We start from the raw sequence: 23,115 nt of genomic DNA, 5'->3' as shown, positions 1-23,115 counted from the left end.
GTCAGCCCTGATGCCAGTTAGTGGCTTTTTCGATGTATTCAGCGTTCGCCGGAAGTACCTCGCGCAGGAAAGCGAGGTACTTGTCCATCAACGCCTTGCTGGGAAAGCGCGCGGCGAAGCCGGTGGTGATATCGTCGCAATGGATGATGACCATCAGGCGTCTGTGATCGACCGTGACAAATTCATGCAGGTGCCAGGGGGCGGTTTGTCGATGGTGGACAGGGTTTTCCCAGTTCAGCAGTTTGATGGCGGCGATGAAGGCCATCGCTACCGGGCCGACCAGAAAGAGCAACGATCCGGTCAGGACGGCGACGAATCCGAATACCAACATGACGAAAATGGCGATGCCTTTGAAGAAGCTTGAGGCGAAGTCGGGGTAGTGGAGGTAATACTCGACCGTGGCGCCATCGGTTTTCAGGGTGTAGTTGAAGATGGTTTTTTGGCGGATGAGCAGGCCTACGAAATAGGCAAGAACGCCGGCGAGCGCTAATACAGTGCCCACTAATGAGTAGAGACTATCTGAAAACATTATCCAGCCTCCCCACAGGTAAAGTGTGCATCCTGTTAGGTAGAGTGCGATAAATATGGACTGAGTTATCATCATTTCTCTGGGCGATCTTGCAAGTGTTTTGATTTTCCAGTTCAGAACATCTCTACCCTGTGGCAAAGTTGGGACTTTTTCTTGTTGAGTCATATAAGTGTGCCCTCTGCGACTTCTAGAGTCGGCGTACCGGCTCTGTTTGATGCCTTCACTTCAAGTTCCACAGCAGCCAGTCCGTCAATAGCGGTATCGCCTCTTGGGCCAAGCTCCATCTGAAACAGATAGCTTCTATCGTCTTCGCCAAGGTTTAAAAGACTGGCCGGATACCAGATTTGCAGCTCGAGATACATTGCGTCCTTGTTCAGTGGCACCCAGGTTTCCCAGATGAGGTCTTCATTTTCTGGTGGCATGAGAGGGTAGGTGAGGTCATCACTCGCCTTGCCAGAAGGCGTGTTGGTTAGCTTCCCGAACTGTTCGGCTTTCCTGAATTGCCCGCGGTCCAGAAAAGCTTGATGCAGCGGGTCGTCTATTTTTTCTACAGGTAGCACTCCCCATGGTCGCTTGCTGCTGACGATGTTGAAGTGTATGGACTGCCCGCGTATCAGGTTGGGCAATTGCACTTGTACTCCAACACCATTTTGTACCGCTACGCTGTAGTGATCTCCTTTTCCTAGATAACGGTTTTCATAATGCACCGTGCTTTTGATATGAACCTGTGGAGATAATTGAATTTCCATCAGTGCGCGAACTTCTTCATACTCACCTTTGGCAGTCTCAGCGTAACGATAGTCCAGGGTTCTGGACCAACAGCACTTGCGTAGCCACCAGCCGACACTGTCTTGCTTGAAATAATTCAGGGTCATCGTAGTGAAAAGATAAATAGAACCTATTATGAGCAGCGCCACACTGAACCATGAGCTCATCGCAACAGTCGCGAATGCACTGGCAGGCGATAATCCTCCCATCAATTGAAAAGTTGAGCCCACTCCCATTGTGAACACAGAAATGCCTTTTACAATGATTACGTTCTTTTCTTCTGGTGTTTTTGCTGCGTAAAAGTCATCTGCAATATCAAATATTTCAAGCGTAACTGCCGCGAGTCCAAACCCACCCATCGCCACCATCGAACCTCTAAACCCGCGTATCGCATCCCCCCAAACCGCATTACCTCGTGCTTTCCAGTAAGCCGCCGATTTATCGAGAATGCCTATGTTATAGCCGCCAATGACAAGTGGCTTCGCCGTACTGATAACCGCCCACGGTGCTTCAACAAACACCGCCATCAACAAGTTAAAGCTATACCCCAAACCATACGTCACCTCGCCGATGTCCTTGGCACTGAAGTCTCCATCCCGAGTAAGGTCGCGATAAGTGAAGGCGGTGTTGATGAAGTTGAGCATGATCACGCTCCAGGTGATCGAGCCGGCAATCCCTCCCAGTCCATCGAGCCAGCGTTTGGCGGTCGCCAGCCAGTCTTTGGCGATGGCTTTGCCGGACTGGAAGTGCAGGCGAATCTCATCCTGCAACTGCCTGGCGTACTCGTTGTTCTGAAAGTCGAGCAGGGCGGGCATGCTCAGTTCGTGCAGGCGAAGCTTTTGCTCGAGCGTGCGCAGGTGGCTGGCGATGCTTTTGCGGGGGTTGTAAGCGGTTGGGTAGAGCCAGCTGCGACGGGTGTCGCTGATCTGTTTGTTGAGCACCTGCCACTCACTGATCCAGGTTTTCAGCTTCGCGAGCATCTTGTGATCGATCGCGATACGCGCCTTCGAATCGAGCAGGATCTGGCCGATCAACAGCGTGCGTATCAGTGCAACGATGTTCTGCTGCTTGCCCACCGCCAGGCGGCTGTCGATGGGCACCCAGGCCAGCAGGATGCTTTCGAACGTCGCCTTGCCTGCGCTGCTGGCCAGTTGGCCGAGAGCTTTGAAGGTGTCCTGAACGGGTTGTTTCAGCGCCTTCATCCACGGCTTGTCGGCAAAGCCCTGGTGATTGAGCGTGCCGTTGAGTTCGCCGATGCGGGTGGCCAGGTTGGTGACGTCGCCAAGGCCGTTCAGCAGCGCGTTGGCCTCCTGATGCAGCGCGTGTTTGAGCGCCGGCGAGAAGCCGTAGCGCAAGGTGCCAAACAGGCTGCTGTCGTTGGCTTCCTGCTCGGCAAGCCAGGTGCTGGCGGCGTTGTCCTGAGCGTAGATGATCTGCAGGTTTAGCATGATCGCTTGCAGATAAAGCAGGCTTTCAGGGTGGGTGGTGTCGACAAACAGCTTGAGCGGTTCCGTGCCCAGATGGGTCGACCATTGCCGAAAGTCGCTTTGCGTGTCACGCACCTGTTGCAGCAGTGTGTCGCCGGTTGGCAGGTGCTGCTGAAGGTATTGGCGCGCACCGCTCAGATCGACCTCGCGCCGCCATTTGTGGCGATCTTTCCAGGCTTGCAGGGCCTCGTCGGCGGGCGCGCTGCCGTAACGCATTTCAATCGATTTGCGCATGTCCAGGCTCTTGAACATGTCCGGCATCAGCAGAAAATCGCCGGGAACGTTACTGCTGCTGATCTGCGCTTCCTCAAGGATGCACTGCTCGAAGTAAGCTTCGAGCTCGCCCAGGTACTGATGGGTGAGCGCCGCATTGTCGCGCACCGATGTCGGCAATTTCTCTGGTTCACTTTCAGCGCCGCACAGTGCGGTGACCGTCTGGGCGATCTGGATCTTGTGTTCGTGCTCGGCTTGCCAGTTGCGGTAAGCGGCCTGATCGGCGGCCAGTTGCATGCCCAGATCGTTGAAAATGGCCAGCGGATCATCAAGAGCAATGAGCAGAGAGCTGTTCTTGTCTTCAACGCTGCCCTGCCAGAAAACGTCAGCGCCGATTGGCGAAAACAGCGGCTGGTTTTCTTCGCTGGAGGCCTTGGATGTAGGAATCGCCGAGTCTGCAAACCTGTCATCTTCAATGGCATGCTCCTTATCGATGTCCGCCACCGCCTCGGCGATACGGTTCAACGGCAAGGTATCCGGCTCGGCCATGGTCATGCAGTAGGTTTCAGATCCAGCGCTTTCATCCATGAAGCGCGGCTTGCCGGATTCGAGCGCAGGTGTTCGCAAATTCGCCAAGTCCACTGCTGCGCTGAAAAGGCGATGCGCAGCAGGTTGTTTCGCGGATAGAGCAGGAAGGGTTTGCCATCGTCGGCACCGCTTCGCCGGTCACTGCCAATCTGCGTATCGGTCCAGACAATACGGCTCAGGTTGCCGGTGGCGGCTGACACCGCGTACTCGTGCAACGTTTCGGCAGTCTCGTCATAGACATATACGTAACCGTCATACAGCTGGCGAAAGGTATAGCTGCGTGTTTTCAGCTTCGGCATCACCGCCCAGCGGCTGCCCTTGAGTAGCGGTTTCAGCTTCTGGGGAGCGGTATCGTAGCGGGAGCGATCCAGCGCATAGCGCACTGGCACGATGGCGACGTCAGGTCCGCGGAAGGGACACAGGCTGGTGGCCGTGGCGGGAGTTTTGGCGAACGTTGCAGCACGTCGTTGAGTATGGGTGCCGGATTTGTCGGTCATGCATGGAATCTCTGCGCAGAAACGGTCGATATCGCCCGCTGTATGCAGAGGTGCATTCCAAGATGTGTGCCGACTGTCTACTTATCTATAAAAAACAAAGAGATAGGAATTTAAAGCAAAGACATCGAGCAAGAAAAGCGTGAAATAGTGCGCAAGCTTCTGCACACGTGCGCTGACTCGCGCATGCTCGCTGCATCGCTTTGAGTACAAGCCTTGGTCGATTTATTTAGGTATTGGTTGCGCAAAAGTCTGCACGGCCCGCGCTAAGTGCCACGAACAGGAAATCAGGTCGTTTGCCGAATCAGGCAGGCAGTGCAATTTCCACCTGAATACTCTTGCGTGCCTTGAACGGAGCGAGCAGGGATTCGTCATCCACCGGGTTGGTAATCAGCGTCCATGGCTGGCGCAAGGGTGTCCAGTGCTGCTGACGGGCTCGGCCCAGCTTGGTGACGTCAGCCAGGACGAAGACCTGAGCGGCACGTGCCACCATGTTTTCCTTTAGATACGCCTGTTCGGCGCTGGCCTCGCACAGACCCAGCTCCGCTACCACGCCATCGGCACTGATGAACAGTTTGTCGGCACTCAGGTGTTCCAGGGCTGCCTGCGCCGCCACGCCATAGGTCGACATGCTCGATGCGCGCAGCGTGCCGCCGAGCACGGTGATGCGCCCATCGGGGATCAACGCCAGATCGCTCAGCGCCAGCAGGTTATTGGTGATCACATGCAGCCCGCGCCGCTGATTGAGAATGTGCGCCAGCGCGCTGGTACTGGTACCGCCTTCGAGAAACAGCGTGTCGTGATCCTCGATGTGCGCCAGTGCGGCACGGGCGATGTCCATTTTTTCCTGGCTGTGCTGACGGCTGCGCTCTTCCAGGGAAGTTTCCGGCTCGCGCTGACCGACGTGTGCCGCGCCGCCGTAGGTGCGCAGGATCAAGCCGTGTTCGGCCAGGGCGGTCAGGTCGCGGCGAACCGTGGCTTCCGAGACGCCGAGTTGGGCGCACAGCTCGTCCACGTTGGATTTGCCGGAAAGAACCAGTTCGAGTATCGCTTGACGACGGTTGGCGACTTTCATTACAGCCCTTGCACTAAAGCCTGGAAGCGGGATGCAACCTTACAACGACGCACCGCCGCACACCACCAGGCTTTGCCCGGTAATTGCACCCGCGTCGGGGCCGAGTAGAAACGCCGCCAGACCGGCGATCTCCTCGGGTTGCACGAAGCGGCCGATCGGAGGCTTTCGCGGCGGCGTGCCACTGCGTCCCGGGTCCAGCAGCATCGGCGTTTCGGTCGCGCCGGGGGCGATCAGGTTGACGGTGATGTTACGCGGGGCCAGCTCGATCGCCCATGAGCGAACCATGCCTTGCAGCGCCGCCTTGGTCGCTGCGTACTGGCTGCGTTGCGCCGCGCCCTGCATGGTGCGGCTGCCGATCATCAGGATACGGGCACCGTCGCGCAGGCGTGGGTAAAGCGCATTGACCATGTGGCTGGCAACGGCCACATGCAGATGCCACATCGCCTGGCCATCGGCATCGTCCAGTTCGCCAAGCGCTGCAGTGCGCATGAAGCCGGCCGCATGGATCAGTGCATCGATGCGCGGTGTTTGCTGCAGGGCTGCGTCCAGCGCGTTGAAGTCGTTGAGGTCGCACGCTTGCCAGGTGAAGTTCTCGTGTTCCAAGTCTGGCGTGCGGCGGCTCAGACCGGTGACCTGCAAGCCCTGTGTCAGCAAGCGCGTGACAATGGCTTTGCCAATGCCGGAGCTGGCACCGGTGACGAGTACGGACTGAATCGGTTCGGGCATGGCATGGGTTCCGCAAAGGCGTCGATCGGCAGCAGGCTGATCGACGCGGGTGGGTCAACGGATCGCGCTCAGCGGCAAGTGAATATGTTTGATCTTCTGTCGGAAGTAGGTGAAGGCGACATGCAGGCTGCCATCCGCGGCCTGGATGATGCTGGGGTAGGAGAATTCGCGGTTGAGCTTTTCCTGTGAGTTGTTGGTCAGGCAAAAGCCGTCGCCCAGCTCCAGGTCCAGACGGGTCGGCCAGGTACCACCGCCGTCCCGCGAGACCGCCAGGCTCATTGGTGCACGGGGGATGCCCCACACTGCAGCCTTGCCGTCCTCACGCGGCCCCGGTGTGATCCGCTCGTCACCTTCGTCTTCGATTTCGTCGTACAGCGAGGCGCGGCGCTGGGCGTGGCCGTCGGCGCTGACAGGGTTATAGACCAGTGCCAGCTCGTCCGTCGCCAGTCTCACGAACTGGATCGACGAGTTGTTGTTGGGCAATTCGGTCGGTGCCGGCACGCTCCAGGTTCGTCCCCGGTCGCTGGACCGGCTGCTGTAGATGAAGTCTGCCCAGCGGCTGCGGAACAGACCGAGCAGGCTACCATCCGCCAACTGATGAACATTCATGTGCACGCTGCCGGTGCTGTCAGGCACGTCGTGGCGTGACCAGTTGTGTCCTTGATCGGTGGAGATCATTACTGCACTGACGTCATGGTTGCCGACCCACTTTTCACCGGGGCCGGTGATGCAGTACCAGACCGGCAATACCCAGTCACCGTTATCCAGTACCACTGGCGGCTGGCGTACAAAGGTGCCCGGCTCGTCGAACAGGGTGTCTATAGGCCCCCAGCTCTGGCCGTGGTCCAGCGACAGGCGACGGCGGATGATCGCGGTCTCCTGATTACCGGAAATCTGTGCGGTCCAGATCAACCACAGCGGGCCGTCGGGTGCTTGAAACAGAATCGGGTTCTGTTCGGAGCGGGTCGAGTCTTCGGACATTTTCCGGGGCTCGCTCCAGACGCCTGTCACCGGGTCACGGCGCGACAGCAGTACGAAGATGTCGGCCATACCCTCCTGAGTCCCCGCGAACCAGGTGCATAGCACTGTGCCGTCGGCCAGCTCGTGCAGGTTTGCCGCATGGTTCTGTGCGTAAGGCGTTGGCAGGAACGCGTCCTGACGGGTATCAGCGGTTGGCATGGGGGACCTCGGTTTCTACAGGATTGGCAGGTTGGCTCGGCGCGGACTGGGGCAGCAGGCGCTCGATGGCAATCACAATGGCAGGTGTCACCAGGGCGATGTACATGTTGTCGATGCCGTAAGGGTTGTTCAACAGATACCAGACGCTGGTGGTAATTGCTGAGGCGATCAGACCCAGCGTGGCGCCTCGGCCCGAACCGAAGAACGGCAGGTAGATGGCGATCATGGCGACAACGGCAATCGACAGGCGCAGGGCGCGAGTGAAGAATGACAGGTTGAGGATTTCAGGGACGAAGAACACGAAGAACAGCGGCACGAAACCGATCACCAACGCGATCAGGCGTGTGGTTTTGAATTCCTGATCCACGGACGGTTTGCGCCACGGTACGTAGAAGTCACGGACGACCAGCGAGGCGATGGCCAGCGCTACCGTACTGACGCTGACGAAAATCGAAGCGACCAGCGAGATGGTCACTACGCCTGCCAATACCGGGCTCATCGATTGCAGGAAGATCGGCAGCGCGTACAGGCTGCTCATTTCCGGGTGCAGGTACTTGGACGCGACACCGATGAAGCCCAGCGCCAGGGCAATCGGGATGCACAGCAGCGAGGCATAGAAGGTCGAGCGGCGTGCTGCGTTCTGATTCTGCGTCGAGGAGATGGCCTGAATGATGAACTGCGTGGAGAAAATCGCGCCGACCGTGCCGATGATCCAGGCGAGGATTTTCGAACCACCGATGGCGCCGTCCCACGTGAAGTAATGCTCGGGCATGTTCTGCACCACGGGGCTGAAGCCGCCAGTCATTTTCAGTGCCACGCCGAGCACGATCAGCACGCCGATGTATTTCACCCCGGTGTGCAGAATACTCATGTAAGCCACGCTTTTCAGGCCGCCGAACACGTAGTAGAGCGTGCTGATGATCGCGGTAATGAAGGCCGCAGTGGTCAGGTTGATCTTCAGAACCGTGGCAATGGCCGCCGCGCCGCTGACGTAGTTGCCGACGTTCACCAGCAACAGCGCGTAGATCATGATGATCGAGACTGCGAGTTTGGTGGAGGTGCCGTATTTTTTGGCGATGAAGCCGGAAATGGTGAATTCGCCGGAGCTGTACAGCTTGCGCGCCATCAGCAGGCCGAACAGCGGGAAGCCGATGGCTGCGGCGATCACTGACCAGGAGGCGGCAAAACCGCTTTCGAAGGCCGCTTGTGCCGTACCGACCGTAGACTTGGCGCCGATGAATTCGGACATCATCAGCACGCCGACGACAAAGGCGGGCATGGTGCGCGAGGCGACCATGTATTGCTCACTGGTCTTGCTGCGCAGGCGCATGCTCATCCAGGTGGTTATGAGGATGTAGACGACCACCATACCGATGATGATCGAGGTGTCTTGCGCGTTGAAGGTATCCATCAGTCTCGCTCCATTGTTTTTGTTCTGGCGCGTTATGGGGTGCCGCTGGGGATCGTTGGGTCAGTACCGGTAACGACCTCAGACGGCGATGGAATTGCGGGTGTCGCGTTTTCGGGTGGCCAGCTCCACGGCCTGGCGCATGGCTTCGATCAGGCTGCGTTCGTCGGCGATGCCCTTGCCGGCGATGTCGAAAGCGGTGCCGTGATCCACCGAGGTGCGGATCACCGGCAGGCCGATGGTCACGTTGACCCCGGCCTCCAGACCCATGACCTTGACCGGGCCGTGGCCCTGATCGTGGTACATCGCAACCACGGCATCGAAGTCGCCGCGTCCGGCACGGAAGAACAACGTATCGGCGGGCAGCGGGCCTTCCACGCGCCAGCCACGGGCGCGCAGTTCATCAATCGCAGGCTGGATCTTGGTGGCTTCTTCGCCATAGCCGAACAGGCCGTTTTCCCCGGCGTGAGGATTGATGCCACAGACCGCGATCAGCGGGTTATCGATGCCTGCGCGGGTCAGCGTCTCTCTGGCGCGCTCGATGGTGCGCTTGACCAGCCCAGGTTCGATGCGCGCAATGGCGTCGATGATGCCGATGTGGGTTGTGACGTGAATTACCCGTAATGTCGGGGTCATCAGCATCATCGACACTTCTTCGATGCCCAGCAGGTGCGCGAGCATTTCGGTGTGACCGGGGAAGATATGCCCGCCTGCGTGCAGGGCTTCCTTGTTCAACGGAGCGGTGCAGATCGCATCCAGCTCGCCGGCCTGAGTCAGTTGCACCGTACGCTCGATATAGCGGAAGGCCGCATCACCGGCGACCGGCGAGAGTTTTCCATAAGGCAGGTCGGCGGGGATCAGACCCAGGTCGATGCAGTCTACGCTGCCCTGAATGAAGCGCGCTTCTGCCGGGCTGGCGATGCTATTGACGCGCAGTTGGCTGCCGACGATGCGGTTGGCGTCTTCCAGGCGTTGCGCATCGCCGATCACCAACGGCCGGCAAGTCGCGTACACCGAGGCATGGGTGAGCATTTTCATGATGATTTCCGGTCCCACCCCGGCGGCGTCGCCCATGGTGATACCAATGACGGGACGTTCAGACATAGGAAGTTTCCTCGTTGAAAGGGGTGTCGGTCGCAGCCGGTGCGTGGAGCCGTTGCCAGGCGTCAAGCAACGTGTCGGGGTCGCCGAAAGCGCCGGCTTTGGTCACTACATTGAGTGTGTGCCTGCCCAGTTGCGCTTCGGCCAGAACCACGCCGGTGGCCAGTTCGCCAGACAGCATCAGGCGTTCGATACCGGCGGCAATCAGGATCGCCCTGGCGGTTTCACCGCCCGTGGCGATCAGCGAGCCTGCATGGGGCAGGGCGGGTGCCAGCCATTGCGCCAGCGCGTGACTCAAGGTGGCTGCCCGGGCTGGATCGCGCTGTTGTTGATCGAGGCGCACCAGTACATCCTGCCCGGCGGCGAGGTGTTGCTGAAGCTGCTCGCTCAGGGCATCGCGCTCGGTGCACCTCTCTTCATTGAGTAGCGTCGAAGGTTGCAGCGTCATGCACAGTGCCTGACTGGCGTGCGCGAGCCTGTCGGCCTGGGCTTGAGAGTGCCGGGACATGCTGCCGATCACGGTCAGCACCGGTGAGCGTGGTCTGACACTGATCGGCAGGGCTGCGGCCAGACCGAACGCTTGTGGCAGATGGCGAGCCAGCCCGGCAGAGCCGACCCAGAACAGCTCGTCGTGCCAGCCCACTGACGCGTCGGCCAGACGCAGCAGGTCACTGTCCAGTTCAGCGTCGCAGACCAGCACCTGCACACCCTGCTCAAGCGCGCTGCGCAGAGCGGTTTTCAGACCGGCAGGGTCGCGAATGGCGTCGAGCCCCAGCCATTGCGTGTGCAGGCCCTGCGCGGCAAACAGCTCAAGCAGGTCGCCGGTGCCCTGCAGGTGCTCGTTGCGCCACACATCACTTTGATCGACCGGCACACCATTTATCAATTGCACACCCATCACGGTGGTGCGCTGCATGGCCGGGAACGCCGGAGCGACCAGCGCCATGCCGCGCAGTCCCTGCAAGGCATCGACCTCGCTGGCGATATTGCCGCGCAGTGTCGAGTCGATTTTCTTGTACAGCGCCATGCCTGCGCGGGACTGTTGCTGCAGCGCTACGCGGTTCTGTTCGGCGGCCTGTTGCGGCGCCAGGCGACGCGAATCGGTATCGAAGGCGATGACCCCTTGCAGGTCTGGGGCGCCGTTGCTCAGCAGCACATGGGTATCGACCCGCGAGGCGAAATCCGCCGCGCAATCGGCGGCCCCGGACAAGTCATCGGCGATGATCAACAGGCCGGGAAACTCGACGTGACTCATGGCAGCAGGCACCGGTACAGTTGCTGGATATCGTCAAGGCTGAGCGCCTTGGGATTATTGGTCATCAGGCGGGTGACCCTTGAGGCCGCCACGGCCATGTCAGCCAGATGCTCTTCGGCCACGCCAAACTCACGCAGGTTCTGCGGGATGTTCAGCACTTGAGTCCATTGGCGAATCTGTTCGATCAGCTTGTGGGCCGCCGCCTCATTGCTGTCGTCCTGCTGTGCTACACCGCAGATCAGTGCCGCGCGCTTGAGGCGTTCGGCGCAACTGTCCAGATTGAAGGCCATCACGTGGGGCAGCAGCATGGCGTTGGCTACGCCGTGAGTGACGTGAAACTTGCCTCCCAGCGGGTAGGCCAGCGCATGCACTGCAGCGGTCCCGGCAGCCGTCAGCGCCAGGCCGCCGTACATCGAACCCAGCAGCATGTCGCCGCGAGCGCGCACTGATTCCGGTTGTTGCCAGGCTTCCACAATGCTGCCTGCGATGAGACGCATCGACTCCAGGGCAAAGGCATCGCTGATCGGGTTGGCCTTGGTGGAAATGAAGGACTCCAGCGAGTGCGTGAAGGCATCCATTCCGGTCGCGGCAGTGATCGCTCGGGGCAGGCTGAGGGTCAGTAATGGATCGAGAATTACCAGCGTCGGCAGCAGATGGCGGCTGACCACGCCGATCTTCAGTTCTTCATCGGGCAGCGTGACGATCGCGTTGTGTGTCACTTCCGATCCTGTACCGGATGTGGTGGGCACCAGCACCATGGGCTTGCCGGGGTGGGTCACCTTGTCGATGCCCAGCAGGTCTCTGAGTGGCGTGTCATTGGTCAACATGACGGCGAACAGCTTGGCGGCATCCAGCACGCTGCCTCCACCGATGGCGATCAGGGCGTCCGGCGCATGCGGAGCGACGTCGTCACGGAACACACGTTCGATGTTTTCCAGGGTCGGTTCGATTTCGACGTTGTCGAGCATGTGCACGCGGATATCCAGGTCGCGTAGCTGATCGGTGACGCGCTGGGTGACACCAAGGTTATGCATGGCGTTTTGCGTGACCAGAATGACGGTCCTGACCGGCACATCGAGCAGTGGCAGCTTTTCGCCCAGCAGATCCAGGCTGCCGGGACCGTGGACAACATGCTTCACGGTCTGGAAATGGTAGGTAGCAGACATCGCAATGACCTCAGGCTTGGCGGTAAACGGCCAACAGGCTGTGAAGTTTTTCCAGCGCGGCGGCGTCGAGCGGCTGTACCGGCGCACGGCAGGGGCCGACCGGTACATTGAGCAGTTGCGTGGCGGTTTTCAGCACTACAGGCAGGGTGCCCAGCGCGAAGGCATCGCGCAGCGGGCGCAGGGACTCCTGCGCGGCGCGGGCAGCGTCATGATTGCCCGACTGGAAGTGGTTCCAGATCGACATGACCAGACCCGGCACCGCGTTGGCGGTTGCAGCCACCGCGCCGTCACCGCCGGCCAGCAGGTTCCAGTGGATCAGCGAGTCGGTTCCGGCGAATACCGCGAAGTCGTCGCTGCGGTACTTCATCATCTGCACCAGTGCATCGAAGTTGCCAGCACTGTCCTTGATGCCCTTGATCTGCGGATGCTGGCTAAGGGTGGCCACGGCATCCATGCCGATCGACATGCCGGTCTTGGCCGGAATGTTGTACATCATCAGCGGCAGTTCGGACGCATCGGCGATACTGGTGTAGTGCTTGATCAGCTCGGGCTGGCTGACAGCGTTGAAGTACGGCGTGATGATCGACAGGGCATCGGCGCCCACATCGATCATCTTTTTGTTCATTTCAATCACTTCGTGCGTGGCAAATGCCCCGGTGCCGACCACGACAGGTACGCGTCCTGCCGCCGCTTCGACGGTAATACGAGCGATCTTTAGTTTTTCCGCTTCGGAAAGGGCGAAGAACTCACCGTTGGTGCCCAGTACGAAAAGCCCGTGAACACCTGCATTCAGAAGGTTTTCGATCAGATTGCGCAGGGCCTGCTCGTCGAGCTGCTGATCTTCGGTGAGGGGCGTGACCAGAGCTGGAATGATGCCGCGAAATTGCATGGCCAGGTTCTCGTTTTATTTTTAGTAAAACGATAGTGATTGAATCGATCATTAATGGCAAGCATTTTGAGCGTTTTTTTCACAAAGGAGTGGGGTGATGCAGTAAAAATGAAAGAACCGATCAAAAAGCCAGGCACAAGGCCTGGCTCTAGATGAGGGTATCGAAAAGGTCAGGCGGGCCTAGCCACCTTGATTGCCGACGAACGACTGACCCGCAAGGCCACCAGACTGCCGACGATGGTCAGCGCGGCCAGTGAATACAGCGCCAGGGTAGTCGAGCCGGTCTGATCCTTGATCCAGCCCACCAGGTAAGGGCTGAGAAAGCCTGCCATCTGCCCGATCGAGTTGATCAGCGCCAGCCCGCCTGCGGCAACGCTGGCGCTCAGCAGGGCGGTTGGCAATGGCCAGAACATCGGCAGGCTGGTCAGCGCACCCATGGTCGCGATAGTCAGCCCGATGATGGCAACGATGGGCAGCGTCGCGAAGTTGGCGGCAATGATCAGGCCGGTCGCGCCCATCAGCATTGGCACCACCAGATGCCAGCGGCGCTCATTACGCAGGTCGGCGGAGCGGCCGACCAGCAGCATGAACACGCCCGCCATCAGGTACGGCACGGCACTGATCCAGCCGATCACCAGTGCATCGCTGAAACCGAGGTTCTTGATGATCGACGGCAGCCAGAAATTGATCGCGTAGACGCCGCTTTGAATGCAGAAGTAGATAAAGCCCAGAATCCATATGAACGGCATGGTCAGCACTGAAGCCACCGAGCTCTTGCCGTGCACCGGACGGCTCAGTTCATCGTTGGTGATATCGGTCTTGACCCGCTGACGCTGCGCGGGCGTCAGCCAGCGGGCATCCTCGACTCTGTCGCACAGCAGAACGAAGGCCAGCACACCCAGCGCCACGGTCGGCAGCCCCTGAATCAGAAACATCCATTGCCAGCCGGCCATTCCGCCCTGGCCCGCAGCGAAATGGTTGAGAATCCATCCGGAAAAAGGACCGCCCAGCAGTCCGGAGACCGGAATGGCCGACATGAACAGTGCCATGATCCGTCCGCGACGCTGGTTCGGATACCAGCGCGAGAGGTACAGAACGATGCCGGGGAAGAAGCCGGCCTCTGCCATACCGGTCAGAAAGCGCAGCACGTAGAACTCGACCGGCGTGGTGACGAACAGCAGGCAGGTCGAGAAAACTCCCCAGGTAATCATCATCAGACCGATCCAGCGACGCGGCCCGAAGCGGTTCAGCGCCAGATTGCTGGGCAGGCCACACAGCACGTAGCCAATGAAGAAGATACCGGCACCGAGGCCATAGACCGTCTCGCTGAAACTCAGGGCATCGAGCATCTGCAGCTTGGCAAAGCCCACGTTCACGCGGTCGAGGTAATTGAACAGGTAACAAATGAAGATAAACGGGATAAGGCGCAGGGTGATGCGACGGTAGACATGATTGCCTTCGGCGTCGCCCACCTCGTGGGTCGAGACAGGTGTCATGGCGGGTGTTCCTCTGTGCTTGTTGTTTTTATATAGCCGGATAGCTACTGGATGCACTCCTGATCATAGGTGGGCAGTGACAAAAACGCTTTGGGGTTTTGCACGGCGGCAGGGGGCACGCGTTGTGTGATTGCACAACGCGTGCCCCCGGGGAGCTTATGGCTTGCCGCGAATGTCAGCACGCAACGAAAATCATTGCGCCGGGGCCAAGGCTCTACTCGACAGCCTCATACGGCAAGCCCACATAATTCTCGGCAATGGTCCTGCGCCCGGCTTCCGAGCCGACGTAGTAGTCCAGTTCGGTCTGCTGGATGCGCTGGCTGAACGCGTCTGTGTCGGGAAAGTTGTGCAGCACCGACGTCATCCACCAAGAGAAGCGCTCGGCTTTCCACACTCGGCGCAGGCAGATCTGTGAATACTTTTCCAGCAGGTCAGTGCGGCCTTCCTGATAGACCTTGAGCAGGATGCGGTACAGCGTGCTGACATCGCTGGCCGCCAGGTTCAGTCCTTTGGCACCGGTCGGCGGGACGATGTGCGCGGCGTTGCCGAGCAGGAACAGGCGCCCGTACTGCATGGGTTCAACCACAAAGCTGCGCAGCGGCGCGATGCTTTTCTCAATGGACGGGCCGGTCACCAGGCGCTCTGCCAGATGCTCGGGCAGGCGGGATTTGAGTTCATCCCAGAAGCGCTCGTCCGACCAGTCTTCGACCTTCTCGTCGGTACTGACCTGCACGTAATAGCGGGTACGAATGGCCGAGCGCATGCTGCACAAGGCAAAGCCGCGCGGGTGATTGGCATAGACCAGCTCTTCGTTGACCGGCGGCGTATCGGCCAGTACGCCGAGCCAGCCGAACGGATAAACGCGTTCGAATACCTTGAGGGCGTCGGCGGGAATCGATTGCCGTGACACTCCGTGAAAGCCGTCACAACCGGCAATGTAATCGCAGTCCAGGCGCACGGTCTCGCCGTCTTTCACAAAGGTCAGGTACGGACTATCGCTCTTGAGGTCGTGCGCTTTGACGTCTGCGGCGTCATAGACCGTCATTGCACCGCTGGCTGCGCGCGCGGCCATCAGGTCGCGGGTGACCTCGGTCTGGCCGTAGACCATCACCGTTCTGCCATCGGCAAGGCTCTTCAGGTCGATGCGCTCGCAACGACCAGCGAACGCCAGCTCGAAACCGTCATGGATCATGCCCTCTGCGTCCATGCGTTCACTGACGCCCGCTTCACGCAACAGGTCGGTCATGCCTTGTTCCAGCACGCCGGCGCGGATGCGCGACAGGATGTAGTCGGGGTCCTTGCGCTCGACGATGACGTTATCGATACCGGCACGTTGCAACAGTTGGCCCAGCAACAATCCGGAAGGGCCTGAACCGATAATGGCAACCTTGGTTTTCATGGCGTTAGTCCTGTCTTTTGATCCCTGCCAGGTTTAGTCAGCGGGAAATGTTTGTTTTTGTCTCCTGCATTTTTAATGGATGCCGTCGAGATAAGAAGGCAATATCCGCTGCATTATCTGGACTTTTCGAGGGTCCGGACCAGAGAGGACGACATGGCCAGACCTGCCACAGCAGCGATACCGGTGTTCAAGCTCTATGGGGAAACCGCGGCCTGGCCGACCCCCGATCTGATCCACTGTGAGTCGATCCCCGAGCGCAGCAGGATTCACGAATGGGAGATCAAGCCGCATCGGCATGGCGATCTGGTCCAGCTGCTTTACGTGCAGTCGGGCAAGGCGATGCTCAAGGTCGAGGACCGGGTCAGCGAGGTCGAGATGCCTTCGTTGCAGGTCGTGCCCGCACTGAGCGTGCACACCTTCAGGTTTTCCAGAGATATTCAGGGCCATATTCTCAGCCTGGCCAGACCCTTGGTGGAGCAACTCGAGGCTGCGCTCGACGTCTCTGCCCTCAGCGCTGCCCGCTGCTATGCGCTCGGGGCGGACAGCGATTATGTCGACACGCTGTTCAATGCCATTGCCAATGAATACCGGCAGCCCAGAGCGGGCCGCGATCTGATGCTGCACTCGCTGGTCAGTGTGCTGGCGGTGTGGCTCAGTCGGCGCAGCAGTGAAGGTGCTGGCGAAGAGACTCACGCCATGGATCGCGGCCGCGAGCATTTGCAGGTGTTCATGTATCAACTGGAAGCGAGTTTTCGCGAGCACTGGTCGATTGACCAGCATGCCCAAGCGATGGGCATCAGCGCCGCGCATTTGAATGCTCTGTGTCGGCGGCTGTGCAACCAGTCGGCCTTACAGATCATCAGTGAGCGCTTGCTGCTGGAGGCCAAGCGCAACCTGATCTACACCACCCTGACCATCAATCAGGTGTCAGACAGCCTGGGCTTTTCCGAGCCGGCGTATTTTTCGCGTTTCTTCAAGCGTGCTACCGGGCAATCACCCAAGGCATTTCGCCAGCAGCAATAGAAACGGGGTGCTCAAGAGCACCCCGTTGGCTTGTCGCAGGTCGCTGTGCGGTCAGGTCACGACCTGGTAGCACGGCACGTACGCCGCGCCGCCTGGCAGCTTCATGCGGTGCTGATCGACGAAGGCCTGCAACAGCTTGTCCAGCGGGCCCATGATCGATGGGTCGCCGTGGATCTGATAAGGACCGTGCTGTTCGATCAGGCGAATGCCCTTGTCCTTGACGTTGCCGGCGACGATGCCGGAAAACGCACGGCGCAGATTGGCGGCCAGTTCGTGAGTCGGCACATCGTGGTTCAGTTGCAGTCTGGACATGTTCTCGTGGGTCGGATCGAAAGGGTGCTGGAAGCTTTCCTCGATCTTCAGCAGCCAATTGAAGTGAAACGCGTCATTACGCTCGCGGCGGAACCGCTTCACTTCCTTAAGGCCCTGAGTCATCTGCCGGGCAACGTCTGCCGGGTTGTCGATGATGATCTGGTAGTGGCGCTGCGCCTCTTCACCCAGCGTGGCACCGACAAATGCGTGCAGTTGCTGCAGGTACGGCTCGGTGTTTTTCGGGCCGGTCAGGATCACCGGGAACGGCACGTCCTTGTTGTCCGGGTGCATCAGAATGCCCAGCAGATACAGGAACTCTTCGGCAGTGCCTGCGCCACCGGGGAAAATGATGATGCCGTGACCGACGCGGACGAACGCTTCTAGGCGTTTTTCGATGTCCGGCAGGATCACCAACTCATTGACGATCGGGTTGGGCGCTTCGGCAGCGATGATGCCGGGCTCGGTCAGGCCCAGGTAGCGACCGCCGACGATACGCTGCTTGGCGTGCGCGATGGTCGCGCCTTTCATCGGGCCTTTCATCACGCCGGGGCCGCAGCCGGTGCAGATATCCAGGCTGCGCAGGCCCAGTTCGTGGCCGACTTTCTTGGTGTATTTGTATTCTTCGGTATTGATCGAATGGCCGCCCCAGCACACCACCATCTTCGGCTCGACACCGGCACGCAGGGTACGAGCGTTGCGCAGCAGGTGGAACACGTAGTCGGTGATGCCCTGGGAATTGCTCAGGTCGATGCGCTGGCTGTCCAGCTCGCTTTCGGTATAGACGATGTCGCGCAAGGCGCTGAACAGCATTTCGCGGGTGCTGGCGATCATCTCGCCGTCGACGAAGGCATCGGCCGGAGCGTTGAGCAGCTCCAGGCGAACGCCGCGGTCCTGTTGATGGATGCGGACTTCAAAACTCTCGTACGCTTCAAGAATGGTCTTGGCGTTATCGACGTGGGCGCCAGTATTGAGAATGGCCAGGGCGCACTGGCGAAACAGGGTATAGGTGCTGCCTGAACCGGCCGCGCTGAGCTGCTGCACTTCACGTTGGGACAGGGTTTCAAGGCTGCCTTTCGGGCTTACGGTGGCGTTAATCACTTGTCTTGGGATCATTCTATTTTCCATTAGAGCGATGCAGTCGAGCATCAGGATGGTGAATATCGAGAACATTCACCCCTGTGGAGCCTTTTCTACAGCACTTGGCCGGGAAAGCAAACGCCGGACCGCAGACGTCCCCTGTTTGAGCCGTTGTGCGTCATCGCAGGATTGAATCGGCAGGTGAATTCTTTTGAAAGCAGGCACTTGCTTCGCATGACCGTGCGGCTGAATTTTGACGCGGACAACGGGCAATAGTGAACCTGACCCCGTTAACGGAGTCTGTTAGCTGATGGACTTTCTGGACGGCCTGCACGAAAGGGATCATCAGGTGCTTTTTCAGCGCGCCTGATAGGCAGACATTCCGTCCGGGCAGGAGTTGCAAAACCGTTGATCACTTGCCGCTCCCATCCTTAGCCGGCCCGTTAAACGAGGCTTTATTTTCATTTCAGATAAAGATAATTATCGCCATGTCTCGTCATTTTTCCGCACTTCTTTCCCGAGCCCCTGGCCTGTTCGTCGTTTCGCGTCGCTTGCTCGGCGCAGGCCTGGTTGGCGCTGCATTGACCGTTGTCTTGCCTGGCAGCGCACAGGCCGCAGGCAGCGATCGCTGGGTCAGCGACAGTCTTACGACTTATGTACGCAGCGGACCAACCGATGATCACCGGATTGTGGGAACGCTGAAATCCGGGCAGAAGGTCGAGCTGCTCAGCGCTTCGGGCAAGTTCAGCCAGGTGCGCGGCGAAGGCGGTTCCACGGTGTGGATTCCGAGCAGCGACTTGCAGGAAGTCCCTGGCCAGGCCGAGCGTGTCCCACAACTGACTCAGCAGGTCGCCGATCTGACCGAGCAGCTGGCGGGCATCGACAACACTTGGAAGACTCGCGTGCAGGGCATGCAGGAAACGCTGGACGCGCGCAAGAAACTGGTCGATGAGCTGGAGGCGCGCACCAAGACCCTCAACGATCAACTGGCCGACTCTCAGGCTGAATTGCGTGCGACTCAGGCACGACTTGGCGATGAGAACAAGCAAGTGATGATGCGTTACATGGTCTACGGCGGCAGCATTGCCGGTGCCGGCTTGCTGGTCGGCCTGATCCTTCCGGCGCTGACCAAGGGCCGTAAGAAGAACGACGGCTGGGTGTAAACCACCTTGATCACCTCACATGCCAGCGTCCCGCGCTGGCATGTTGTCCGGCACGCTGTGCGTTTTATCGAGTGCGCAGCCGATGTGTGACGGACCTCTCCGAAAATGCCTTTCCCCTGCCGCAATCAAGATACAGCCCACACTCTTTATGCCTGCCTGGCACAGGGTTCGTGCGCGAAGTTGATGTTCGTTCTACAGTTTCTGCGTGGATGGTCGAAAAACTGAGTGTCGCCCTCAACCTCGTGCTCTGACGCATAGGAGGAGGGGACCGGCAAGTTGTGTTATGGCTCTTTGCCATCAGTTATTATGTGCGTCCTGAAAAATGGGCTGCCGAGTCGGGCCTGAATGATTTTCAGGCCGCGGGTCTCATATTTTCACCCTCTCCTGTGCAGGAATCCGGATGCTGGCGTACAACCAAAAAAGCTTTCTTATCGTTGATGATTTCTCTGACTTTCGCAGTTCAGTGAGATCGATGCTGCGTGAGTTGGGCGTCAAGGAAGTGGACACCGCCGACACCGGCGAGCAGGCTCTGCGCATGTGCTCGCAAAAGCGTTATGACTTCGTGCTGCACGATTTCAACCTGGGTGATGGTCGCAAGAACGGTCAGCAGGTGCTGGAAGACCTGATGATCGAGCGGCTGCTGAGTTACGAAAGCGTATTCATCATGGTCACTGCCGAAAACAGTCAGGCGATGGTCATGAGTGCGCTTGAGTGGGAGCCGGATGGTTACCTGACCAAGCCGTTCAACCGCGCCGGGCTGGCCCAGCGCCTGGAAAAGCTGGTGCAGCGCAAGACCTTGCTCAAGCCGATTCTGCAGGCCCTCGACCGTCGCAAACCGGCCGAAGTACTGGCCGCGTGCGACAAGCTGATCGAGCAGGACCCACGTTATGCGCCGTTGTGCCTGCGCTACAAGGCCGATGCCCTGCGTGACCTGAAGCAGAACGAGCCCTTGGAAGCGTTCCTCAAGACCATTCTGGCCGATCGGGCCACGCCGTGGGCCTACGGTGCATTGGGCAGCCTGCTGCTCAAGCGCGGCAAGACCGCCGAGGCGCAGGCTGTCTACGAACAGGCAATCAAGGCATTTCCGACCATGCCTGCGCTGTTCGATGGCCTGGCTGATGTGCTGGTCGCGCTTGGCGATGGCAAGCGCGCGCAGTCCGTGCTGGAAAGCGCAGTGCGCCTGTCGCCGCTGGCGGTGCGTCGGCAGAAGCTGCTGGGCAAGCTGGCATTGGGCAACGAGGACTTCGAAAGCGCTTCCAAGGCATATCGCCAGGCCGTCTCCCAAGGTCAGCATTCGCGTTTCAAGGATCCGGAAACCAACCTGGGGTTGGCGCATGCGCTGATCAGCAAGGGCGGTGATCAGGGGCTCGATGCGCGCACCCGTGTCGAGATCAACAACGCCCTGGTCGACGTGGCCAAGGAGCATGGCGACGACGAGGGTCTGCAAGTGCGCACCCGCTTGATGAAAGCGGCCAGCCTGCAGCATTCGGACCCGGAAACCGCAGCCAAGCTGACCGAGCAGGCAATGGCCAGACTGGATGGCATGGAGCAGGTGCTCAGTGCCGATGCCGCACTGATGGTGGCTGCGCAACTGAAGAAGCTTGGTCAGGAAGAGGCCGGTGCCGGCGTCTTGAAGAGTTGTGCGGGAGCCTATGGCGATGATCCTGCGGTGATGAAAAGCATTGCCAGCATGACCGATGATCCGGCGATTCTGGGTGCCAGCAAGGCGGCTGTCGATTTCAACCTGCAAGGCGTGCGCAGCTACAAGGCCGGCAATCTTACGGAAGCACAGGCATTTTTCCGCAGTGCGCTGGGGCTGCAGCCAAAGAACATCAGTATTGCGCTGAACATGGTGCAGTCGCTGCTTCACCCTGGCCAGAATCTGGGCCAGGCCGGAATTGACGAGTGCCGTGCCAGCCTGACCATGCTTGGCAAGATCCCGGAAAGCGATCCACGCTATGAGCGCTACCAGAAACTCAGGGAGAGGGCATTCAGCGCATGAGTGAGGAGACAGAGCAGGGCCTCGACTTTTCCATGGTGATCGCCTCCACGGTGCACGACATGAAAAACTCGCTGGCGACGCTGACCCAGGCACACAGCCAGTGGCAGGCGAAGCTTTCGGTCCAGCAGCGCGATACGCCGGAGCATGGCGTCATCAATTACGAGTTCGCCAACCTCAACGGGATGCTCGTGCAGTTGCTCGGTCTTTACAAGCTGGGTGTCAACCAGATGCCGTTGCGTCCGGACTACCACGAACTGGACGATTTCATCGAAGCGCAACTGGCCCATCATCAGGACGTGCTGGCCAGCCGCGGGATTGCCGCGCGTCATGTGATCGATGTGGTTAGCCCCCTGGGCTTTTTCGACCGCGAACTGATCGGCTCGGTGGTGGGCAATATCATCGTCAACGCCATCGGCTTTGCCCGCGAGCAGATTGTTGTCAGTGTCGGTGATGAAGGCGGGCAGCTGAAGATCACCATCAATGACGATGGCCCCGGCTACCCGGCGTATCTGATCGAACGCCAGACCGACTATGTGCAGGGCATCAACCAGGGCAGCGGCAGTACCGGCCTGGGCTTGTATTTCGCTGCGCACATTGCCCGGCTGCATGTACGCAACGGCATGCGCGGGCGCATTGAAATCGCCAACGGCGGCGTGCTGGGCGGGGCGATGTTCAGTATGACCCTGCCCTGAGAGGCCGCAGCCTTTCCAAGAGCACCCCGCAACGCCTTGTCAGGATTGCGGGGCGTATTCGGCGCTTAGATATTCAGCCCGAAGTTCTGTTTGATGCTGTTCAGGCTGTCCATCAGGTCCTGATCAGATGCCAACGGATGTCTGACCGGTTCGCAGCCGTGCTTGAGCGTGAAGTGCTCGATGGCCGCAAGAGCATTTTGCCGATGCAGGGTATCGGACGAGATCGTTGAGCCCTCGAGCGTCCAAGGCTCGTCCCCCAGATACAGCTGCGAATTATCGATGTCGGCAAAAAACCAGAACGGCGGATGCATGTTCTGGTTGATGATGGCCAGGGTGTGGTCGACGTGTTCAAAGGCGTTGTGATACGTCTCGTCCATCAGGCCGGCCGCTTCCAGGCTCCGTCTGGAATAGTAGGAAAACGCGCCGACGCAATGGCGGTACAAGGGCAGGTTGATGCCATTGCCGTAGTCAATCCTGTACACCGCATTGGCCTCGCCGGACGGCGTCTTGTTCATCAGGCCATGCTGGCTGTAATTGAGGTGCTGAATACCGGTCAGTGTCGAAGTCAGAATATAAAGCTCGAAGACTTCCGGGCTTTTTATGTAGATGTCGTCTTCGATCAGGAACAGATGCTCGCACCCGGCATCCATCAGTCGCGACAAGGCTCTGTTCTTGGATTTTCCAACGCCGAGGTTGGTTTCGTTATTGAAGAAAACCTCGCTGTCATACGCGGAAAACTCCGGATACACATCGCCGTCATTGATGATGACAACGCAGTCGATGATCTCGGCAGGCAGGGAATCGTAAAGTTTTCTCAGCAGTGCAGGACGGTTGTAGGTGACGATTCCGCAGCCAACCTTTTGACCATTGATCATGGCGATCCTCTGTTCTCTTGGGCGTTAGCGTGATTGTTTGTTGATTGGCGTCGCAGCGTGGAGAGTGGTTCAGGCCTGCGCTGACGTAAATCGACGTATGTACGCGGTGGATTGCAATATTTGCGCCAATTGCGGGCACGCCAAAGGCCTGGAGCGGTGCCGGTTAAAGTTTTAGCGGACACCGCCGAAACCGATGAA

The 23,115-nt window shown here is 59.2% G+C and carries 19 protein-coding genes; 4 read left to right on the top strand and 15 right to left on the bottom strand.

All coding sequences use genetic code 11. The features are described 5' to 3' along the window. Nucleotide 1 precedes the first annotated feature (1 nt). From ACW55A_RS11510 to pobA, 13 genes are all read right to left on the bottom strand, one after another. On the bottom strand, nt 2-694 hold the full coding sequence (locus ACW55A_RS11510; RefSeq protein ID WP_072364899.1) for a permease: 693 nt from the start codon (nt 692-694) through the stop codon (nt 2-4). Next, nucleotides 691-3,585 (bottom strand): hypothetical protein, encoded by a 2,895-nt coding sequence (locus ACW55A_RS11505; RefSeq protein WP_498811267.1) that lies wholly within the window; start codon nt 3,583-3,585, stop codon nt 691-693. Before ACW55A_RS11505 ends, ACW55A_RS11510 begins: the two co-directional genes overlap by 4 nt. Continuing rightward, nucleotides 3,549-4,082 carry a toxin VasX gene (locus tag ACW55A_RS11500; protein ID WP_498811268.1) on the bottom strand — a complete coding sequence of 178 codons (534 nt, stop codon included), beginning with the start codon at nt 4,080-4,082 and terminating at the stop codon, nt 3,549-3,551. The genes ACW55A_RS11505 and ACW55A_RS11500 overlap by 37 nt, the downstream gene beginning before the upstream one ends. A 301-nt stretch (nt 4,083-4,383) precedes the next feature. Further along, nucleotides 4,384-5,154 carry a DeoR/GlpR family DNA-binding transcription regulator gene (locus tag ACW55A_RS11495; RefSeq protein WP_003436038.1) on the bottom strand — a complete coding sequence of 257 codons (771 nt, stop codon included), beginning with the start codon at nt 5,152-5,154 and terminating at the stop codon, nt 4,384-4,386. A gap of 39 nt (nt 5,155-5,193) precedes the next feature. Further along, entirely contained in the window at nt 5,194-5,880 is a 687-nt protein-coding gene (locus tag ACW55A_RS11490; RefSeq protein ID WP_455808205.1) for an SDR family NAD(P)-dependent oxidoreductase, read from the bottom strand. Between the two features lie 54 nt (nt 5,881-5,934). Beyond that, a complete protein-coding gene (locus tag ACW55A_RS11485; RefSeq protein WP_060708041.1) occupies nt 5,935-7,059 on the bottom strand; it encodes a sialidase family protein in 1,125 nt (374 codons plus the stop codon). Further along, on the bottom strand, nt 7,046-8,470 hold the full coding sequence (locus tag ACW55A_RS11480; RefSeq protein ID WP_044309054.1) for a sodium:solute symporter family protein: 1,425 nt from the start codon (nt 8,468-8,470) through the stop codon (nt 7,046-7,048). The genes ACW55A_RS11485 and ACW55A_RS11480 overlap by 14 nt, the downstream gene beginning before the upstream one ends. A 78-nt stretch (nt 8,471-8,548) precedes the next feature. Beyond that, on the bottom strand, nt 8,549-9,571 hold the full coding sequence (pdxA, locus tag ACW55A_RS11475; RefSeq protein WP_003436046.1) for a 4-hydroxythreonine-4-phosphate dehydrogenase PdxA: 1,023 nt from the start codon (nt 9,569-9,571) through the stop codon (nt 8,549-8,551). After that, on the bottom strand, nt 9,564-10,823 hold the full coding sequence (locus ACW55A_RS11470) for a four-carbon acid sugar kinase family protein (protein WP_455808203.1): 1,260 nt from the start codon (nt 10,821-10,823) through the stop codon (nt 9,564-9,566). The genes pdxA and ACW55A_RS11470 overlap by 8 nt, the downstream gene beginning before the upstream one ends. Continuing rightward, entirely contained in the window at nt 10,820-11,989 is a 1,170-nt protein-coding gene (locus ACW55A_RS11465; RefSeq protein WP_455808202.1) for an iron-containing alcohol dehydrogenase, read from the bottom strand. The genes ACW55A_RS11470 and ACW55A_RS11465 overlap by 4 nt, the downstream gene beginning before the upstream one ends. Nucleotides 11,990-11,999: 10 nt before the next feature. Beyond that, nucleotides 12,000-12,878 carry a 4-hydroxy-tetrahydrodipicolinate synthase gene (gene dapA / locus ACW55A_RS11460; RefSeq protein ID WP_455808201.1) on the bottom strand — a complete coding sequence of 293 codons (879 nt, stop codon included), beginning with the start codon at nt 12,876-12,878 and terminating at the stop codon, nt 12,000-12,002. Nucleotides 12,879-13,048: 170 nt separating this feature from the next. After that, entirely contained in the window at nt 13,049-14,374 is a 1,326-nt protein-coding gene (locus tag ACW55A_RS11455) for an MFS transporter (RefSeq protein ID WP_248672557.1), read from the bottom strand. A 214-nt stretch (nt 14,375-14,588) separates the two neighbouring features. Continuing rightward, nucleotides 14,589-15,773: a 4-hydroxybenzoate 3-monooxygenase gene (gene pobA / locus ACW55A_RS11450; protein WP_498811269.1), complete on the bottom strand. Its 1,185-nt coding sequence runs from the start codon at nt 15,771-15,773 to the stop codon at nt 14,589-14,591. Between the two features lie 153 nt (nt 15,774-15,926). Here pobA and ACW55A_RS11445 point away from each other — a divergent pair, with 153 nt between their 5' ends. Continuing rightward, a complete protein-coding gene (locus ACW55A_RS11445; protein ID WP_498811270.1) occupies nt 15,927-16,796 on the top strand; it encodes a helix-turn-helix domain-containing protein in 870 nt (289 codons plus the stop codon). Nucleotides 16,797-16,847: 51 nt separating this feature from the next. Here the strand turns inward: ACW55A_RS11445 and ppnN are convergent, their stop codons facing one another. Further along, the gene (gene ppnN / locus ACW55A_RS11440; protein WP_003436065.1) at nt 16,848-18,221 is read right to left on the bottom strand and encodes a nucleotide 5'-monophosphate nucleosidase PpnN; all 1,374 of its coding nucleotides are present in this window, start codon (nt 18,219-18,221) and stop codon (nt 16,848-16,850) included. Nucleotides 18,222-18,673: 452 nt separating this feature from the next. Here ppnN and ACW55A_RS11435 point away from each other — a divergent pair, with 452 nt between their 5' ends. The 3 genes from ACW55A_RS11435 (at nt 18,674) to ACW55A_RS11425 (ending at nt 22,042) form a co-directional block, all read left to right on the top strand. Then, nucleotides 18,674-19,348, top strand: coding sequence for a TIGR04211 family SH3 domain-containing protein (locus tag ACW55A_RS11435; RefSeq protein WP_455808199.1), 675 nt, complete (start codon nt 18,674-18,676; stop codon nt 19,346-19,348). Between the two features lie 400 nt (nt 19,349-19,748). Then, a complete protein-coding gene (locus ACW55A_RS11430) occupies nt 19,749-21,350 on the top strand; it encodes a tetratricopeptide repeat-containing response regulator (protein ID WP_003370034.1) in 1,602 nt (533 codons plus the stop codon). After that, nucleotides 21,347-22,042, top strand: a complete 696-nt coding sequence (locus ACW55A_RS11425) for a sensor histidine kinase (RefSeq protein WP_455808198.1) — start codon at nt 21,347-21,349, stop codon at nt 22,040-22,042. Before ACW55A_RS11430 ends, ACW55A_RS11425 begins: the two co-directional genes overlap by 4 nt. A gap of 65 nt (nt 22,043-22,107) precedes the next feature. Here ACW55A_RS11425 and ACW55A_RS11420 read toward each other — a convergent pair whose 3' ends face one another. Next, a complete protein-coding gene (locus ACW55A_RS11420) occupies nt 22,108-22,917 on the bottom strand; it encodes a glycosyltransferase family 2 protein (RefSeq protein WP_455808197.1) in 810 nt (269 codons plus the stop codon). Between the last annotated feature and the right edge of the window lie 198 nt (nt 22,918-23,115).

This window comes from Plantibacter cousiniae (nom. nud.) (assembly GCF_977070315.1).
This window is presented reverse-complemented; position numbering and strand designations above follow the sequence as displayed.

Coding starts and splice junctions, on each gene's coding strand:
- ACW55A_RS11445 (WP_498811270.1), top strand. CDS start 15,927: ATGGCCAGACCTGCCACAGCAGCGATACCGGTGTTCAAGCTCTATGGG.
- ACW55A_RS11495 (WP_003436038.1), bottom strand. CDS start 5,154: ATGAAAGTCGCCAACCGTCGTCAAGCGATACTCGAACTGGTTCTTTCC.
- ACW55A_RS11435 (WP_455808199.1), top strand. CDS start 18,674: ATGTCTCGTCATTTTTCCGCACTTCTTTCCCGAGCCCCTGGCCTGTTC.
- ACW55A_RS11490 (WP_455808205.1), bottom strand. CDS start 5,880: ATGCCCGAACCGATTCAGTCCGTACTCGTCACCGGTGCCAGCTCCGGC.
- ACW55A_RS11420 (WP_455808197.1), bottom strand. CDS start 22,917: ATGATCAATGGTCAAAAGGTTGGCTGCGGAATCGTCACCTACAACCGT.
- ACW55A_RS11480 (WP_044309054.1), bottom strand. CDS start 8,470: ATGGATACCTTCAACGCGCAAGACACCTCGATCATCATCGGTATGGTG.
- ACW55A_RS11510 (WP_072364899.1), bottom strand. CDS start 694: ATGACTCAACAAGAAAAAGTCCCAACTTTGCCACAGGGTAGAGATGTT.
- ppnN (WP_003436065.1), bottom strand. CDS start 18,221: ATGATCCCAAGACAAGTGATTAACGCCACCGTAAGCCCGAAAGGCAGC.
- pobA (WP_498811269.1), bottom strand. CDS start 15,773: ATGAAAACCAAGGTTGCCATTATCGGTTCAGGCCCTTCCGGATTGTTG.
- ACW55A_RS11425 (WP_455808198.1), top strand. CDS start 21,347: ATGAGTGAGGAGACAGAGCAGGGCCTCGACTTTTCCATGGTGATCGCC.
- ACW55A_RS11455 (WP_248672557.1), bottom strand. CDS start 14,374: ATGACACCTGTCTCGACCCACGAGGTGGGCGACGCCGAAGGCAATCAT.
- ACW55A_RS11500 (WP_498811268.1), bottom strand. CDS start 4,082: ATGACCGACAAATCCGGCACCCATACTCAACGACGTGCTGCAACGTTC.
- ACW55A_RS11430 (WP_003370034.1), top strand. CDS start 19,749: ATGCTGGCGTACAACCAAAAAAGCTTTCTTATCGTTGATGATTTCTCT.
- pdxA (WP_003436046.1), bottom strand. CDS start 9,571: ATGTCTGAACGTCCCGTCATTGGTATCACCATGGGCGACGCCGCCGGG.
- ACW55A_RS11485 (WP_060708041.1), bottom strand. CDS start 7,059: ATGCCAACCGCTGATACCCGTCAGGACGCGTTCCTGCCAACGCCTTAC.
- ACW55A_RS11465 (WP_455808202.1), bottom strand. CDS start 11,989: ATGTCTGCTACCTACCATTTCCAGACCGTGAAGCATGTTGTCCACGGT.
- dapA (WP_455808201.1), bottom strand. CDS start 12,878: ATGCAATTTCGCGGCATCATTCCAGCTCTGGTCACGCCCCTCACCGAA.
- ACW55A_RS11505 (WP_498811267.1), bottom strand. CDS start 3,585: ATGGATGAAAGCGCTGGATCTGAAACCTACTGCATGACCATGGCCGAG.
- ACW55A_RS11470 (WP_455808203.1), bottom strand. CDS start 10,823: ATGAGTCACGTCGAGTTTCCCGGCCTGTTGATCATCGCCGATGACTTG.